The sequence below is a fragment of the Bradyrhizobium retamae genome (assembly GCF_001440415.1).
GTDB classification, from domain to species: Bacteria; Pseudomonadota; Alphaproteobacteria; order Rhizobiales; family Xanthobacteraceae; genus Bradyrhizobium; species Bradyrhizobium retamae.
Window position 1 is genome coordinate 30248 of the sequence record NZ_LLYA01000079.1, and the last position, 14195, is coordinate 44442.

General features: G+C 62.5%; 18 protein-coding genes. 13 read left to right on the forward strand and 5 right to left on the reverse strand.

The genetic code is table 11. The annotated features are described in order from the left end of the window. The first annotated feature begins 107 nt into the window (after positions 1 to 107). Positions 108 to 536, forward strand: coding sequence for a VOC family protein (locus CQ13_RS10285; RefSeq protein ID WP_057842792.1), 429 nt, complete (start codon positions 108 to 110; stop codon positions 534 to 536). A 95-nt stretch (positions 537 to 631) separates the two neighbouring features. Here the strand turns inward: CQ13_RS10285 and CQ13_RS10290 are convergent, their stop codons facing one another. Then, complete coding sequence (locus tag CQ13_RS10290; protein ID WP_057842793.1) at positions 632 to 1597, reverse strand: 2-hydroxyacid dehydrogenase; 966 nt, start codon at positions 1595 to 1597, stop codon at positions 632 to 634. A gap of 334 nt (positions 1598 to 1931) precedes the next feature. Between CQ13_RS10290 and CQ13_RS10295 the strand changes: the two genes are divergently transcribed. From CQ13_RS10295 to CQ13_RS10315, 5 genes are all read left to right on the forward strand, one after another. Next, positions 1932 to 2300, forward strand: coding sequence for a YciI family protein (locus CQ13_RS10295; protein WP_057842794.1), 369 nt, complete (start codon positions 1932 to 1934; stop codon positions 2298 to 2300). Then, positions 2297 to 3568 (forward strand): RNA polymerase sigma factor, encoded by a 1272-nt coding sequence (locus CQ13_RS10300; RefSeq protein ID WP_057842795.1) that lies wholly within the window; start codon positions 2297 to 2299, stop codon positions 3566 to 3568. Before CQ13_RS10295 ends, CQ13_RS10300 begins: the two co-directional genes overlap by 4 nt. A gap of 123 nt (positions 3569 to 3691) precedes the next feature. Continuing rightward, positions 3692 to 4105, forward strand: coding sequence for a DoxX family protein (locus tag CQ13_RS10305; protein WP_057842796.1), 414 nt, complete (start codon positions 3692 to 3694; stop codon positions 4103 to 4105). Positions 4106 to 4137: 32 nt separating this feature from the next. Next, on the forward strand, positions 4138 to 4674 hold the full coding sequence (locus CQ13_RS10310) for an SRPBCC family protein (RefSeq protein WP_057842797.1): 537 nt from the start codon (positions 4138 to 4140) through the stop codon (positions 4672 to 4674). A gap of 115 nt (positions 4675 to 4789) precedes the next feature. Further along, complete coding sequence (locus CQ13_RS10315) at positions 4790 to 5203, forward strand: VOC family protein (protein ID WP_057842798.1); 414 nt, start codon at positions 4790 to 4792, stop codon at positions 5201 to 5203. A gap of 129 nt (positions 5204 to 5332) precedes the next feature. Here CQ13_RS10315 and CQ13_RS10320 read toward each other — a convergent pair whose 3' ends face one another. The 4 genes from CQ13_RS10320 to CQ13_RS10340 form a co-directional block, all read right to left on the reverse strand. Further along, positions 5333 to 5764, reverse strand: a complete 432-nt coding sequence (locus CQ13_RS10320; protein ID WP_245309123.1) for a hypothetical protein — start codon at positions 5762 to 5764, stop codon at positions 5333 to 5335. 539 nt (positions 5765 to 6303) lie between these two features. Next, a complete protein-coding gene (locus tag CQ13_RS10330) occupies positions 6304 to 7092 on the reverse strand; it encodes an SDR family NAD(P)-dependent oxidoreductase (RefSeq protein WP_057842800.1) in 789 nt (262 codons plus the stop codon). Positions 7093 to 7258: 166 nt separating this feature from the next. Next, the gene (locus tag CQ13_RS10335; protein WP_430649674.1) at positions 7259 to 8944 is read right to left on the reverse strand and encodes a methyl-accepting chemotaxis protein; all 1686 of its coding nucleotides are present in this window, start codon (positions 8942 to 8944) and stop codon (positions 7259 to 7261) included. Between the two features lie 210 nt (positions 8945 to 9154). Continuing rightward, positions 9155 to 9655, reverse strand: coding sequence for a winged helix-turn-helix transcriptional regulator (locus CQ13_RS10340; protein ID WP_057842882.1), 501 nt, complete (start codon positions 9653 to 9655; stop codon positions 9155 to 9157). Between the two features lie 114 nt (positions 9656 to 9769). Between CQ13_RS10340 and CQ13_RS10345 the strand changes: the two genes are divergently transcribed. The 7 genes from CQ13_RS10345 (at position 9770) to CQ13_RS10375 (ending at position 14177) form a co-directional block, all read left to right on the forward strand. Next, complete coding sequence (locus CQ13_RS10345) at positions 9770 to 10315, forward strand: dihydrofolate reductase family protein (protein ID WP_057842802.1); 546 nt, start codon at positions 9770 to 9772, stop codon at positions 10313 to 10315. Between the two features lie 52 nt (positions 10316 to 10367). Then, positions 10368 to 11021, forward strand: coding sequence for a glutathione S-transferase family protein (locus tag CQ13_RS10350; RefSeq protein ID WP_057842803.1), 654 nt, complete (start codon positions 10368 to 10370; stop codon positions 11019 to 11021). A gap of 11 nt (positions 11022 to 11032) precedes the next feature. Beyond that, on the forward strand, positions 11033 to 11401 hold the full coding sequence (locus CQ13_RS10355) for a nuclear transport factor 2 family protein (RefSeq protein ID WP_057842804.1): 369 nt from the start codon (positions 11033 to 11035) through the stop codon (positions 11399 to 11401). Between the two features lie 82 nt (positions 11402 to 11483). After that, positions 11484 to 12692, forward strand: coding sequence for a serine hydrolase domain-containing protein (locus tag CQ13_RS10360; protein ID WP_057842805.1), 1209 nt, complete (start codon positions 11484 to 11486; stop codon positions 12690 to 12692). A gap of 132 nt (positions 12693 to 12824) precedes the next feature. Continuing rightward, positions 12825 to 13241 (forward strand): YciI family protein, encoded by a 417-nt coding sequence (locus CQ13_RS10365; RefSeq protein WP_057842806.1) that lies wholly within the window; start codon positions 12825 to 12827, stop codon positions 13239 to 13241. Positions 13242 to 13300: 59 nt separating this feature from the next. Next, positions 13301 to 13726, forward strand: a complete 426-nt coding sequence (locus CQ13_RS10370) for a YciI family protein (RefSeq protein ID WP_057842807.1) — start codon at positions 13301 to 13303, stop codon at positions 13724 to 13726. 85 nt (positions 13727 to 13811) lie between these two features. Further along, a complete protein-coding gene (locus tag CQ13_RS10375) occupies positions 13812 to 14177 on the forward strand; it encodes a hypothetical protein (protein ID WP_057842808.1) in 366 nt (121 codons plus the stop codon). Positions 14178 to 14195 lie beyond the last annotated feature (18 nt).

A 14195-nucleotide genomic window follows, 5' to 3' on the forward strand; every position in this document is an offset into this window, starting at 1 on the left:
GTATGGGTCGCCGCGTTCCGCGGGGACGACGATCTTTTTTGCGCCCCATGTCGGTTTTCAGCGTGCTCATTCGTCCTCGTGACGTGTCCAAAATCAGGAGCCCAGAAATGACTGAACCCGTCCAGATCGTTACCCCCCATCTCGTCGTTAGCGACGCCAACGCGGCGCTCGAGTTCTACAAGAAGGCGCTCGGCGCCACCGAAACGCTCCGAATGCCGGCCGAGGATGGCAAGCGGCTGATGCATTCGGAAATTCACGTCAACGGCGCGCGCATCTTCGTCATGGACGACTTTCCCGAGCACCGCGGCTCCCATGGCGTCGACGCGGTATTTCCGCCGGATCAGATCAAGGGCACCTCGGTCACCATGCATCTCGAAGTCGAGAACTGCGATGCCGCGGTGAAACGTGCAAAGGACGCCGGCGCCGCCGTGACGCTGGAGCCATGGGATTCGTTCTGGGGCGACCGCTATGCTCGCATCATGGACCCGTTCGGCCATTCCTGGAGCTTTGCGCACAGGTTGCCGGCGAAGGGGTAAGGCGTTCACCGCCGTCATTGCGAGCGAAGCGAAGCAATCCATATCTCGGCATAAGTGGATTGCTTCGTCGCTTTGCTCCTCGCAATGACGGAGAACTAATATCCTCGCTTACGGTCCACCACATTCTCCAGCGCGCCGCCTTCCTCGAAACGCCCGATCTGGCGCGCGACGTATGTCGATATCTCGTCGGGATCGGTGTCGGCGGCGTTGTGCGGCGTCAGCACTACCTTTGGATGAGTCCAGAACGGGCTGTCGGCGGGCAGCGGCTCGGTGGCATAGACGTCGAGCGAGGCGCCGCCGAGCGTGCCGTCGTCGAGGCATTGCAGAATGTCGGCCTCGTTCTGCAGGCCGCCGCGGCCGGCATTGATCACGACCGGCGCGCCGAGCGGACTTCTGCGATTTAGTTTCTCAAACAGCTCCCGATTGAGAATGTGCTGCGTCTCCGGCGTCAGCGGCAGAAGGCATACCAGAATGTCGGTCCGCCGCAGGAATGGCTCAAGCTGCGCTTCGCCGTGAAAGCATTCGATGCCCTCGATCGTTCGCGGGCTGCGGCTCCAGCCTGCGACACGAAAGCCCAGTCGCCTGAGCACCTCAGCCGCATCAGCTCCGAGCGTACCCAGCCCCATGATACCGACCGTAATTGCGCCCGCCGCCCATTGCGATTTCGGCGCCCAACGCTTTTTGCGCTGCGATTCCCGCAAGTACGGCTCCTGCCGGTGGTGCATCAGGACATGCAGCACGACATATTCGGTCATCCGCGCGGTGAGATCGCCGACCGCGACGCGCACCAGCGGCACGTCAGGCAATGAGCGATCGGCCATCAGCGCATCGACGCCCGCGCCGAGATTGAAGATGACACGCAAGTTGGGGAAGGCGGCAAGCTCGCCCGGATGCGGCTTCCACACCGCCGCGTAATGGACATCAGCCGGATCGAACGACGCATCCGGCAACAGCAGCACGGACCGCCCCTCGCAAACGTCATCGAACCGGCTCTTCCAGCGCTGCGGCGACCAGTTTTCGGTCCCGCCATGCACCAGCAGCGCAAGGGCACCCTTCGTCATTGCCATTCCTTTCGCATCGCCAACCCGGCGTGACCCGCCTCACATCGCGGACCGAGGTGTTTCTCTAGCCTCCTTTCATCCGACAAGGGAGACCTTGCATGGTCAATCAGGGTCGAGGCCGTCAGATGAAAACGCTCAGGTGCATCGTTCTCATTCTCGGAGTGTGCAGCCTTTGTTCCACGGCGGCCATTCACGCCTACAGGCACTTCAATCCACCACCGCCGCCGATTGTAGGTCCCTGACGGCAGGCAGGCGTCTTCAAAATTTCTTCGACGCGCCTGTCGGCTCCGGGCATAATCGTTCGTCATCAAGACAACGGAGATGCTTGAGCCTCATGCTGTACGCCATTCTTTGCTATCACGATGAAGACACCGTCGGTTCCTGGACCAAGGAACAGGACGCCGCGGTCATGAAGAAACTGACCGTCGTTCAGGACAAACTGACCAAACAGGGCCGGCTCGGCCCGGTCGCGCGTCTGTTGCCGACCACGGCGGCGACCACGCTGCGCAAGGACGATCCGCCGCTGGTGCTGGACGGCCCCTATGCCGAAACCAAGGAACAATTGCTCGGGTTCTATCTCGTCGACTGCAAGGACCTCGACGAGGCGCTCGACGTCGCCCGGGATCTCGGCGCGGCCAATCCCGGCGGCGCCTACGAGATTCGCCCCGTCGGCCACTTCACGGCGGGGAGCGTGCAGCCATGACCGATACCGCCTGGATCGATGCCGCACTGACTTCGGCGCGCCCCCAGGCGGTCGGCGCGCTGCTGCGCTATTTCCGTAACCTCGATACCGCCGAGGAAGCCTTTCAGAACGCCTGCCTGCGCGCGTTGAAGAGCTGGCCGCAGAACGGCCCGCCGCGCGATCCGGCGGCGTGGCTGATCATGGTCGGGCGCAATGTCGCGATCGACGATATCAGGCGCGGCAAGAAGCAGACGGCGCTGCCCGAGGACGAGGCGATCTCCGACCTCGACGACGCCGAGGAGGAGCTTGCCGAGCGGCTCGACGGCTCGCATTACCGCGACGACATTCTGCGGCTATTGTTCATCTGCTGCCATCCGGACCTGCCGGCGACGCAGCAGATCGCGCTTGCGCTGCGCATCGTCTCGGGTCTCACGGTGAAACAGATCGCGCGCGCCTTCCTGGTCTCGGAAGCCGCGATGGAGCAGCGCATCACGCGGGCGAAGGCGCGGGTGGCGGACGCTAAAGTGCCGTTCGAAACGCCGGGCGCAGCGGAGCGTTCTGAGCGCCTCGCCTCCGTCGCCGCCATGATCTATCTGATTTTCAACGAGGGCTACTCGGCCTCCGGCGACACCGCCGAGATTCGCAAGCCCCTGTGCGAGGAAGCGATCCGCCTGGCGCGGCTGCTGCTGCGGTTGTTCCAGAGCGAGCCCGAGATCATGGGGCTGACCGCGCTGTTGCTGCTGCAGCATGCGCGCTCTGATGCGCGGTTCAATGCCGATGGCGCCGTGATCCTGCTCGACGACCAGGACCGTTCGAAATGGAATAAGACTCTGATCGCCGAGGGGTTGGCGCTGATCGACAAGGCGATGCGCCATCGCCGCAGCGGGCCCTATCAGGTGCAGGCCGCGATCGCCGCGCTGCATGCCCGCGCCGAGAAGCCCGAGGATACCGACTGGACCCAGATCGACCTGCTCTATGGCGCGCTGGAGATCATGCAGCCGTCGCCGGTGGTGACCTTGAACCGCGCGGTCGCGGTGTCCAAGGTGAAAGGGCCGGAAGCTGCGCTCGACATGATCGAGCCGCTGGCGGCGCGGCTGTCGAACTATTTTCATTTCTTCGGCGTGCGCGGCGCCTTCCTGATGCAACTCGGCCGCAATGACGAGGCCCGCGTCGCCTTCGACCGCGCCATTGCGCTGGCCAACACCTCGGCCGAAGCCGCCCACATCCGCATGCACCTCGACCGTCTGCAGCGCGACAGCCAGCCCCGCGGCAAAAAAGCCGGGAAGTAACCCTTCTCCCACAGGGGGAGAAGGGAAGAACCGACACCACGAAAATTTTTCTTCCCCTGTCGGTTTCCACCTCCCTCGTTCGTCTTGAATCCGAGCAGCCATTCAAGACAACGGGGACCGATCATGACCGTCATCGCCGAGACCGCGCCTGTCTCAAATCCGGCACGCTGGATGGGCCGCATTCTCTCTGGCCTCGTCATCCTGTTCCTGATGATCGACGGCGCCATCAAGCTGGTGCCGTGGCCGGTCGTCACCGAAACCATGGAGAGAATGGGTTATGAATCGAGCGACGCGCTGATGCGCGGCCTTGGCGCCATCACCATCGTTTGCACTGTGCTCTACGCCATTCCGCCGACCTCGATCTTAGGGGCGATCCTGCTCACCGGCTATCTCGGCGGCGCGATTGCTTCGCATGTGCGGATCGATAGCCCCCTGCTTACGCACACGCTGTTCGGGCTCTATCTCGGCCTGATGCTGTGGGGCGGGCTGTGGCTGCGCGACAAGAACCTGCGCAGCTTGATCCCCCTTCGCCGCTGATTAGCTTCAACCAATTGTTCACGGAGCCCGATATGCTGGAAGTCATTGCCGTCGTCGCCGTCATACTGGCGATTGCCGTCGCCATCGTGCTCGTTCTCGCCGCAACGAAGCCGAATACGTTACGGGTGCAGCGCGCCGTCAGCATCAAGGCGCCGGCGGAGCGGATATTTCCGCTGATCTCCGACTTTCAGCAGTGGCGGAGCTGGTCGCCCTACGAGGAGAAGGATCCGGCGATGAACCGCACCTATAGCGGTGCGGAGCGCGGCAAGGGTGCCGTCTATGCCTGGGACGGCGACAAGAATGTCGGTTCCGGCCGCATGGATATTCTCGAGGCCCTCGCGCCGTCGAAAATCGTCATCAAGCTCGATTTCTTTAGGCCGTTCGAAGGTCACAACACCGCCGAGTTCACAATGCTGCCGCAGGGCGATGGCACCCATGTCACATGGCTGATGCATGGTCCGGCGAACTTCATGTCCAGGCTGATGCAGGTGTTCATGAACCTGGATCGCATGATCGGCAGGGATTTCGAAGCCGGTCTCGCCAATCTGAAGACGCTCACCGAGAAATGAGCGACGCGACAATGTCGCCGACACTATCGTGTCTCGGACGCGTGCAGCACTTCGTGCTGCGCAGCATCCGGGGAACGCCGCGGACGCGACTGATCGACAACCAAAGGAGCCACCGATGCAGGTCAATCCCTATCTGTTCTACAACGGTAATTGCGAAGAAGCGCTGAACTATTATCAGAAGGTGTTGGGCGCCCAGATCGAGGCGAAGATGCCGTATGGCGAGGGGCCCGCCGATATGCCGGTCCCAGGGGACTGGAAAACCAAGATCATGCATGCCCGCATCACCATCGACGGCGAATTGCTGATGGCCTCCGACGCGACGCCCGGCGATTACCATCAGCCGCAGGGCATGTCGGTTGCGCTGGCGGTCGAGGATCCCGCCGACGCCGAACGCCGCTTCAATGCGCTCGCCGAAGGCGGCACGGTCAGGATGCCTTTCGGCAAGACCTTCTTCTCCAACGGTTTCGGCATGTGCGTCGACAGGTTCGGCATTCCCTGGATGGTGAACTGTCCGAAGGAAGATATGTAGATTTGGTAGGATGGGGCAAAGCGACTTGTCCGCCGTAGCTCAACGCGCGAACGCGGAAGCGTGCCCACCATGCTTGCCGCAACGACGATGGTGGGCACGGCGCTAGAGCGCCTTTGCCCACCCTACAAATCATCTGCACCGCGGGTAGATCGCCGCCAGGTCACGCCCGCGCAGCAGCAACAGCCGCGAGGTCAGGCCGCCGCGGCTCCTGATCCAGTCCCGCACCGGCGCTGGATAAGCTGCCTGCACGGCGCGCGAGGCTTCCGGCTCGGCATAGATCCGGCCGCGGCCGTCGATCGAGCGCGCGGCGTGGAATCCGAGCACCGCCCGGCGCGTCACGCAGATGCGCTCGGCCGGCACCGTCATCAGCACCAGCGTGCAGGCCGACAGGCATGGCCCGTCGATCACCACCCGCTCGCCGGATTCGCGCACGCGCTCGAACAGCTCGAGAAACGGCCCGACCTGTCCGCCGGGGCTGGCGAGAATGCGGATCTCGGCCCGCCCCGGCACGATTGCCGCCAACAGCGCGGCGGCGACAACGATGAGCTTGATGAGTGCCATTCCCATGTGGGGCTCCTTCGTCAGCACGGCCCTCCTGGCACAGTTACCCTGAGATAAGTGGCAAGGTTTCGTCAAGCGTCTGCGCTGAAGACGCCGGCCTCGGTAAACGTTGCCATCCCGGCGTGGCAGGCGAGTGCGCGCCAGCGGAATCGCAAAATGACGCGTCCACCGTGGCTTTCACGAGCGAACGCGGGACCGGACCCTTCGCCTCCGCCCGTTTACGGGCGCTGAGAAGCTCAGCGTTACTCCATCGAAAACGGTCCGCGCAGTCGCGGAACGAATAGTGCAGCTCCTCGTTGAGGCCCGATGGATCATCTTTTCCTCAGCATAATCTGCGCGGGCGTTCTACTGCTCGTGACGGCGTTCGCACTGGGAACGCCGAGCATGAGATCGGATGTTCCGCTGGAAAGGACGGTGTTGCTGCATCGCGGCGCACTGAACAACGACCTGCCTCCTCGATCCAGCAATGATGGGCCGCCAGCCAAGTTCATTCTTACTGGGCTCTGATCCGCACTCCGAGCAACATAGCCACTGAGGAACTACCCGTTCCGCCGCTGGCCGCGCAGCGTCGGCAAACCGATGCCGGCGGCATCAAAACCGCCATCGACGGCGAGGATCTGCCCGGTGATGTAACTAGCGCGATCGCTGCAAAGGAAGAAGATCGCTTCCGCCAGTTCCTCCTCGAGGCCATAGCGGTTGAGCGGAATGGCGTCGTGATAATCGGCGCGGATTTCCGGCGTGTGGACCTGCTTTGCCATCGCGGTCTCGACCGGACCGGGCGCCACGGCGTTGACGCGAATGCCGAGCGAGGCCAATTCGACCGCGAGCTGTTTGGTCAAATGCGCGAGCCCCGCCTTGCTGGTGCCGTAGGCCGAGCGCAGCGTGGAGGCGCGCACTGCCGAGATCGACGTGACGTTGACGATCGCGCCGCCGCCATGTTCGCGCATCAATGGCGCCGCCGCCTTGGTGCACAGGAAAGGACCGGTGAGGTTGACCTGCAGGATGCGGTTCCAGTCGTCATCCGAGGTGTCGAGCAGCGGCGCGAACACCGCGATGCCGGCATTGTTGACCAGCGCGTCGAGCCGGCCGAAACACTCGCTCACCGCCGCCACGGCGTTCGCCACCGCCTTGCCGTCGGAGACGTCGCAATGCAGCGCCAGCGTATTGTCGGGGTCGGCGAGGCCGGCGACCGCGCCGCGCAGCAATTCGCCTTCGATGTCGAGCAGCGCCACCTGCCAGCCCTCGGCGACAAAGCGTTTCGCCGTCGCAAGCCCGATGCCGCGCGCGGCGCCGGTGACGAGAGCAACTTTTTGCGGAGAGGGAGGCATGGGCGGGTCCGTTTGCGAGAGAGAAGATTTCCCGCTCCTATAACCCAGGCCCCGTCGCATGTCCCGGCGACAGTGATGCAGACTTCAGCGCTGCCCGGCCGAGCCCCGGCATAGCAAATCCGGTACGGGCGGCTGTCCCGTACCTGACGCATTTCGATGGTGGTATCTAACTGCCCGCGCGCTGCGCGATCGCCTTCGCTTCCGCGGCGGCGCGCTGCATGTTGGCCGACATCTCGCCGGTCACCGTGCTCTGCTCCTCGACTGCGGCCGCGGTGGCGGTAACATATTCGCTGACGCCCTGGATCGCACTCTTTATGCTGTCGAGCGCGCCAACGACGTCGCCGGAGATGCCGTTGAGATTGCCGATCTCCTGGCCGATCTTGTCGGTCGCCTGCTTGGCCTGGGTGGCGAGGTTCTTGACCTCGGAAGCCACCACGGCAAAGCCGCGTCCGGCCTCGCCGGCGCGCGCCGATTCGATCGTCGCATTGAGCGCCAACAGGTTGATCTGGCCAGTGATGTTGCCGATCAGTTCCACGATGCCGCTCATCGCCTGCGCCGCTTCGTTCAGCCGCTGCGCCTGGGCGTCGGCCGCCTCGACCCGCCCGACCGCGGTCGCCGCCGTCTCGCGCGACTTGGTCATGGCTTCGGAGATTTCCCGGACCGAAGCGTTCAGTTCCTCGGCGCCTGCCGCCACCGATTCCATCATGCCGCGCACGCGCTCGTTGCCCATGCGGACCAGCACCTGCGCGGTGGTGTCGGTGGCGTATTTCACCACCTTGAACGGCTTGCCGTTGAGGTCGAGGATCGGATTGTAGGACGCCTGGATCCAGATCTCCTTAGCCCCCTTGCCGATCCGCTTGTATTCGGCCGCCTGATATTCCCCGCGGTTGAGTGCCACCCAGAATTCACGATAGGCCGCGCTGTCGCGCTCCGTCTGTTCGACGAACATGCTGTGGTGCCGGCCGCGGATCTCGTCCAGCGCATAACCGACCGTCCTGAGGAAGTTCTGGTTGGCGCCGATGATGGTGCCGTCCATCTTGAACTCGATCACGGCCTGCGACTTGCCGATGGCGGCAATCTGGCCGGCGAGATCGGCGGTCGAAACTTTCTGGCTGGTGATGTCGGTGGCGAATTTCACCACCCGGAACGGCTTGCCCTTCTCGTCGAGCACGGGGTTATAGGAGGCGAGAATCCAGACTTCCTTCCCGCCCTTGCCGATCCGCTTGTACTCGGCCTGCTGGCTTTCGCCGCGGTTGAGGCTCGCCCAGAACTGCCGGTAGGCGGCGCTGTCGCGCTCCGACGGACTGACGAACATGCCGTGATGCTTGCCCTGGACTTCGGCGAGCGTGTAGCCCATCGTTTTCAGGAAGTTGTCATTGGCGGTGACGACGGTGCCGTCCATCTCGAACGCAATGACCGCCTGCGTACGGTTGATCGCGGCTATCTGGCCGGCATCCTCCATGCCCTTGAGCTTGCGGGCGGTGATGTCGGTCGCGAACTTCACGACCTTGCAAGGTTTGCCGCTGCCGTCGAGCACGGGGTTGTAGGTCGCCTGGATCCAGACTTGCTTGCCGCCCTTGCCGATCCGCCTGTATTCGGCGGCCTGGCATTCGCCGCGCTTGAGCGCCGTCCAGAAGTCGCGATACGCCGCGCTGTCGCGCTGCGATGGATCGACGAACATGCTGTGATGCTTGCCCTTGATTTCGCCGAGCGAGTAGCCAAGAGCTTTGAGGAAATTGTTGTTGGCGGTGAGAATCGTGCCGTCCATGCCGAACTCGATAACGGCCTGCGAGCGGCCGAGAGCGTCGGCAAGCGCTTTGTCTGTCGAGGAACTCCTGAGAAACTGAAACACCGAAGGCCTCATCCAAATGGCGGTAAGATGTTGAGGCCGTCGTCCGGTTTACCCGAGCCTCATTGCTTTCCTACGTTTGACCGGAAGGCAAAAAGAATGCGTTAACGCTGTTCTCCGTAATATGACGGATCACATCGCGACGTAATGCTGATCTTAAGATGTCCCCGCGCGCCACGCCGGCTTGACGAGCATGCGGCCCGTCAACCTGGGCTATCTTCCGTTCACGACGCTTTCATACGCTGCCTGCAGTCGCTCACCGACCGAAGGACCGCTACGCCTGCGCCGCTTTGCGCCGAGATGGCTCTCGCGCAGTTCGTCCATGAATTCGGTCCACATCTTCGGTCCGCCCTCGCTGAGCAGCCGCGCGCGGATGCCGAGTTCCTCGGTGACGGGTAGATACTTGTAACCCCAGGCCGCCATCTGCGCGAGAACGGGCAAGAGCTCGATGCCTTGCTCCGTCAGCGAATAGATTCCCTTCTGCTTGTGCGTGGGATCGTCTTCGCGGGTGATGATGCGCTGCTCGAGCAGGGTCTTCAGCCGGTCGGCGAGGATGTTGGAGGAGATGCCTTCCTCCGATTTGGTCAGAAGCTCGCGAAAATGCCGCCGGTTGCCGAACATCATGTCGCGGATGATCAAAAGGCTCCATTTGTCGCCGAGCACTTCCAGCGAAAGATTGATCGGGCAGCCGGAGCGCTGGTGGGCATCGGTCATGGTCGTCTCCAGGGCGGGCGCCAAGGCGCCCTCAAAAAAACTGCTTGCAATATCGCACCAGTTTGGTCATCCTGCAACCAGTTGCAATTCGCAATCAGTTTAGGAGAGATCGCAATGGCGAAATTGATCATGTGGAACCTGATGACGCTGGATGGCTTCGTTGAAGGCCCCAACCGCGACATTTCCTGGCATTCCGATGTTTGGGGCGAGGAACTGGCGCAATTGTCGATCGTGCAGTTGAACGCCGCCGGTGGATTGCTGTTCGGCCGCGTCACCTATGAGCTGATGGCGGGCCACTGGCCGAGCGCGACCGGCGAGGTCGCCGACTTCATGAATGCCGCGCCGAAATATGTCTTCTCGCGCACGGTGAAGAAGTCCGACTGGAACAACACCCAGATATTCCGCGCTGATGTGCCGGAGACCGTCGCGCGGCTGAAGCGCGACAGCGCCAAGGACATGTTTCTGTTCGGCAGCGCCGATCTCGCCAGCAGCCTGATCCCGCACGGGCTGATCGACGAGTTTCGTATCGCGGTAAGCCCCGTTATCCTCGGCGGCGGAACGCCGCTGTTCAAGCCGGGGGAAAAGCTCAAGCTGAAGCTGCTCGACAGCCGGCCGTTGTCGACCGGCATCGTGATCCTGCGCTACGTGCCGGCGCCATAAATGTCGGCATCACCAGGCGCAGATCGTCTTGCAAAGGCAAACCGGAGTTTCCATGTCGCTGACACTGCACTTCCACCCGCTGGCCTCGTTCTGCTGGAAGGCGCTGATCGCGCTCTACGAGAACGACATTCCGTTCCGGCCGAATCTCGTCGATCTCGGCAATCCGGCCGAGCGCGCCGCGCTGCTGAAACTGTGGGGGATCGGCAAGTTCCCGGTGCTGCGCGACGATGCGCGGGATCAGACCGTGCCGGAATCCAGCATCATCGTCGAATATCTCGATTCATACTATCGCGGCCGAGTCCGGCTTATTCCCGAAGATCCCGCCCGCGCCTTGCAGACTCGGCTGCGCGACCGCTTCTACGATTTCTATGTGCATATGCCGATGCAGAAAATCGTGACGGACCGGCTGCGACCCGAGGGCAGGCAGGACCCGCACGGCATCGAGGAGGCGCGGGCGCAGTTACACACTTCCTATGCCATGATCGAGCAGCAGATGAAAAGCGGCGGCTGGGCGATGGGCGAGGATTTCAGCCTCGCCGATTGCGCGGCAGTGCCGTCATTGTTCTACGGCAACATGGCGATGCCGTTCGGCGAAGCGCAGAAAAACCTCAGCGCCTATCTCGAGCGGCTGAAGGCGCGTCCCTCCGTCGCGCGCGTGTTGAAGGAAGCCGAGCCGTATTTTCAGATGGTGCCCAAGGAGCCTTAAAGGAGTGCTGAATGGCCGAAGCAAACAGGGCGGAGACGATCCGCAAGATCTTCGCAGCTTATCTGTCCAACGATCGCGAGTTCGTCGAGAATGCCTTCAGCGAGGAGTTCCGCTTCACCAGTCCGTTCGATGACAACATCGATAAAGCGACCTATTTCGCGCGCTGCTGGCAGAGCAGCGACTGGATCGAACGGCACGAGCTGGAGCGAATTCTCGTCGAAGGCGATCAAGCCTTTGTGACCTACCGCTGCACGGCCAAGGGCGGAAAGAGTTTTTGCAACACCGAGTTCCTTGTGTTCGACGGCGACAAGGTGAAGCGCATCGACGTCTATTTCGGCGCGACCTACCAGGACGGCAAGTTCGTCAGGCAACAGCTATAGAAATCACGCGCCAGATCGTCTGCCATGTCGGCAAGAGGCAGGCCGGATCGTCGTGGTTGCAATCTCGAGAGGAGAATGGGCCATGCCGACAAATTCAGATGCCGGTGGACTGTCGGGATCGCGGCTCGGCCGTATGCATGAGATCCTCTCGGGGCATGTCGAGCACGGCGGTGTTCCCGGTCTGGTGGCGCTGGTCAGCCGCCGCGGCGAAATTCATGTCGATGTCATGGGCAGCATGGCAATCGGCGGCACGCCCATGCAGCGCGACAGCATCTTTCGCATCGCGTCCATGACCAAGCCGGTGACGGCGGTGGCCGCGATGATCCTGGTCGAGGAATGCAAGTTGCGGCTCGATGATCCCGTCGATGACTTTCTGCCAGAACTAGCCGACCGCAAGGTGCTGCGTGCGATCGACGCAGCCATCGACGACACGGTGCCGGCGAAACGCGCCATCACGCTGCGTGATCTGCTGACCTTCCGGCTCGGCCTTGGCATGATTGCGATATTTCCCGATCGCTATCCGATCCAGAAGGCGATTGCGGAAGCGGGCTTCGCGCCCGGGCCGGTATTTCCCTCGTTTCCACCGGACGAACTGATGCGCCGCTACGGCACGCTGCCGCTGATCTATCAGCCCGGCGAGCGCTGGCTCTACAACAGCGGCAGCGAAATCCTCTCCGTGCTGATCGCGCGCGTCGCGGGAATGAGCCTTGCAAAATTCCTGGGCGATCGCATCTTCGCGCCGCTCGGCATGAAAGACACCGGCTTCCACGTGCCCAAGGAAAAGCGCGACCGGCTCACGACCGCCTATGCGCGGGATCAAGCGAGCGGCGAATTGAAAGTCTTCGATGATCCTGCCACCGGCAAATATGCAAGCCCGCCGGTGTTCGAGAATGGCGCCGCCGGATTGGTATCGACTGCGGACGATTTCAACGCGTTTGCGCAAATGATGCTGAATGGCGGCCGGCTCGGCAGCGAGCGCATTCTCTCCCGTCCGTCCGTTGAACTGATGGCGAGCGACCAGCTCACCTCGGAGCACAAGCAGGGTTCCGAACTGTTTTTTGGCGACAACAGGGGCTGGGGTTTTGGTGTGTCGGTCTTCACGCGGCGTGACGATCTCGCTGATACGCCCGGCCGTTTCGGCTGGTATGGCGGCTACGGCACCTCCTGGTATTCCGATCCCAGCGAAGGCCTCACCGGGATCGTGCTGACCCAGCGAATGATGGAATCGCCGCAGCCGCCGCGGGTGATGACCGACTTTTGGACCTCGACCTATCAGGCGATCGACGATTGACCGGCCTGCTGGTCAAATTACTTCCGAAATAATTTTGCAGGACATGTCGGCGGCGTAAAAGCCCGCTCGTCTTGTTGACGAAGGCCGACGCGGCAAGTGGCCGGCCCAAGAAGATCAACACGGAGAATGACGATGCGATTCATGGTGATTGTGAAGGCAAACAAGGATTCGGAAGCCGGCGTGATGCCGACTACGGAACAACTGGCGGCGATGGGCAAATTCAACGAGGAGTTGGTCCAGGCGGGCATGATGGAAGCAGGCGAGGGCCTGCATCCGACCTCGAACGGTGCGCGGATCAAGTATGCAGGCGGGCAGGGCAGTGCCAGCCGCGGTCCGTTCCCGCTCTCGGGTGATCTCGTCGCCGGCTTCTGGCTGATTAACGCCAAATCGCTCGATGAAGCGATCGGCTGGATGAAGCGCGCGCCGTTCGGCGATGGCGACGAGGTCGAAATCCGCCAGGTGTTTTCGACCGAGGATTTCGGCGAAGCCCTCACGCCCGAACTTCGCGAGCAGGAAGAGTGGCTGCGGGCGCAGACTGCGAAGAAATGACGGCGCGCCGTCGCTGCGCGATGCCCCGGAATGACGACACCTGAACAAGGACACCCACCATGCGATTCATGATGCTGATGATCCCCCTGGGCTATGAGACCGCACCGCCGGACGTGCAGCTCGATACCGAGCGTGTCAAGGCGATGATGAAATACAACGAGGCGCTGAAGGAGGCCGGCGTGCTGATCGCGCTCGACGGGTTGCATCCGCCCTCGACGGGCGCGCGGGTCTCCTTCGCCACCGGCAAGCCTGTCGTTACCGACGGCCCGTTCACGGAGGCCAAGGAAGTGCTCGGCGGCTACTGGATGATCAACGTGAAGTCGCGCGAGGAGGCGATCGAGTGGGCGAAGAAGTGCCCGGCCTCCGAAAACGAGATCATCGAAATCCGCCAGGTGCAGGAAATCGGCGATTTCTCCGAGGAAGTGCAGCAGGCCGCCAAAGGCTTCGAGGAATTGCAGAAGGGAAATGCGAACAAGGCGCGGTGAACCGGGAGGCGCTGTAACTTGGCTCCGCCCGACGTCAAGTCGACAGCCTATCGCTATCAGTCAAACCGCAAGGGAGGAGAACCTCATGAGCACCAACGATACGTTCCTCGCAGTCTTCCTCGGCAGCAAGACCAATGCGAAAATGGCGGCCTGGAATGCGTTGCCCGAGGCTGAGCGGCGCGCCAAGGAGCAGCAGGGAATCGCGGCGTGGAAGGCTTGGGTCGAAAAGCACCAGGCGGCGCTCGTCGCCATGGGTGGCCCGCTCGGCAAGACCAAGAAGGTCGATTCAAACGGTATTGCTGACGTCGCAAACGAGATGGGCGCCTTCACGGTGGTGCGCGCCGGCTCGCATGAGGACGCCGCAAGGATGTTCGAGAACCACCCGCACTTTACGATCTTTCCCGGCGAGCGCGTGGAGATCATGCCGGTCCTTCCGATCCCGGGCGGTTAGGCCGGGCGGCTTGGAATC

Excerpts from the sequence above, each read along its gene's own strand:
- CQ13_RS10340 (WP_057842882.1), bottom strand. The coding sequence starts at position 9,655 with ATGACCGATGCCCACCAGCGCTCCGGCTGCCCGATCAATCTTTCGCTG.
- CQ13_RS10375 (WP_057842808.1), top strand. The coding sequence starts at position 13,812 with ATGAGCACCAACGATACGTTCCTCGCAGTCTTCCTCGGCAGCAAGACC.
- CQ13_RS10300 (WP_057842795.1), top strand. The coding sequence starts at position 2,297 with ATGACCGATACCGCCTGGATCGATGCCGCACTGACTTCGGCGCGCCCC.
- CQ13_RS10320 (WP_245309123.1), bottom strand. The coding sequence starts at position 5,764 with ATGGCACTCATCAAGCTCATCGTTGTCGCCGCCGCGCTGTTGGCGGCA.
- CQ13_RS10370 (WP_057842807.1), top strand. The coding sequence starts at position 13,301 with ATGCGATTCATGATGCTGATGATCCCCCTGGGCTATGAGACCGCACCG.
- CQ13_RS10330 (WP_057842800.1), bottom strand. The coding sequence starts at position 7,092 with ATGCCTCCCTCTCCGCAAAAAGTTGCTCTCGTCACCGGCGCCGCGCGC.
- CQ13_RS10290 (WP_057842793.1), bottom strand. The coding sequence starts at position 1,597 with ATGACGAAGGGTGCCCTTGCGCTGCTGGTGCATGGCGGGACCGAAAAC.
- CQ13_RS10315 (WP_057842798.1), top strand. The coding sequence starts at position 4,790 with ATGCAGGTCAATCCCTATCTGTTCTACAACGGTAATTGCGAAGAAGCG.
- CQ13_RS10310 (WP_057842797.1), top strand. The coding sequence starts at position 4,138 with ATGCTGGAAGTCATTGCCGTCGTCGCCGTCATACTGGCGATTGCCGTC.
- CQ13_RS10355 (WP_057842804.1), top strand. The coding sequence starts at position 11,033 with ATGGCCGAAGCAAACAGGGCGGAGACGATCCGCAAGATCTTCGCAGCT.
- CQ13_RS10285 (WP_057842792.1), top strand. The coding sequence starts at position 108 with ATGACTGAACCCGTCCAGATCGTTACCCCCCATCTCGTCGTTAGCGAC.
- CQ13_RS10295 (WP_057842794.1), top strand. The coding sequence starts at position 1,932 with ATGCTGTACGCCATTCTTTGCTATCACGATGAAGACACCGTCGGTTCC.
- CQ13_RS10345 (WP_057842802.1), top strand. The coding sequence starts at position 9,770 with ATGGCGAAATTGATCATGTGGAACCTGATGACGCTGGATGGCTTCGTT.
- CQ13_RS10350 (WP_057842803.1), top strand. The coding sequence starts at position 10,368 with ATGTCGCTGACACTGCACTTCCACCCGCTGGCCTCGTTCTGCTGGAAG.
- CQ13_RS10305 (WP_057842796.1), top strand. The coding sequence starts at position 3,692 with ATGACCGTCATCGCCGAGACCGCGCCTGTCTCAAATCCGGCACGCTGG.
- CQ13_RS10365 (WP_057842806.1), top strand. The coding sequence starts at position 12,825 with ATGCGATTCATGGTGATTGTGAAGGCAAACAAGGATTCGGAAGCCGGC.
- CQ13_RS10360 (WP_057842805.1), top strand. The coding sequence starts at position 11,484 with ATGCCGACAAATTCAGATGCCGGTGGACTGTCGGGATCGCGGCTCGGC.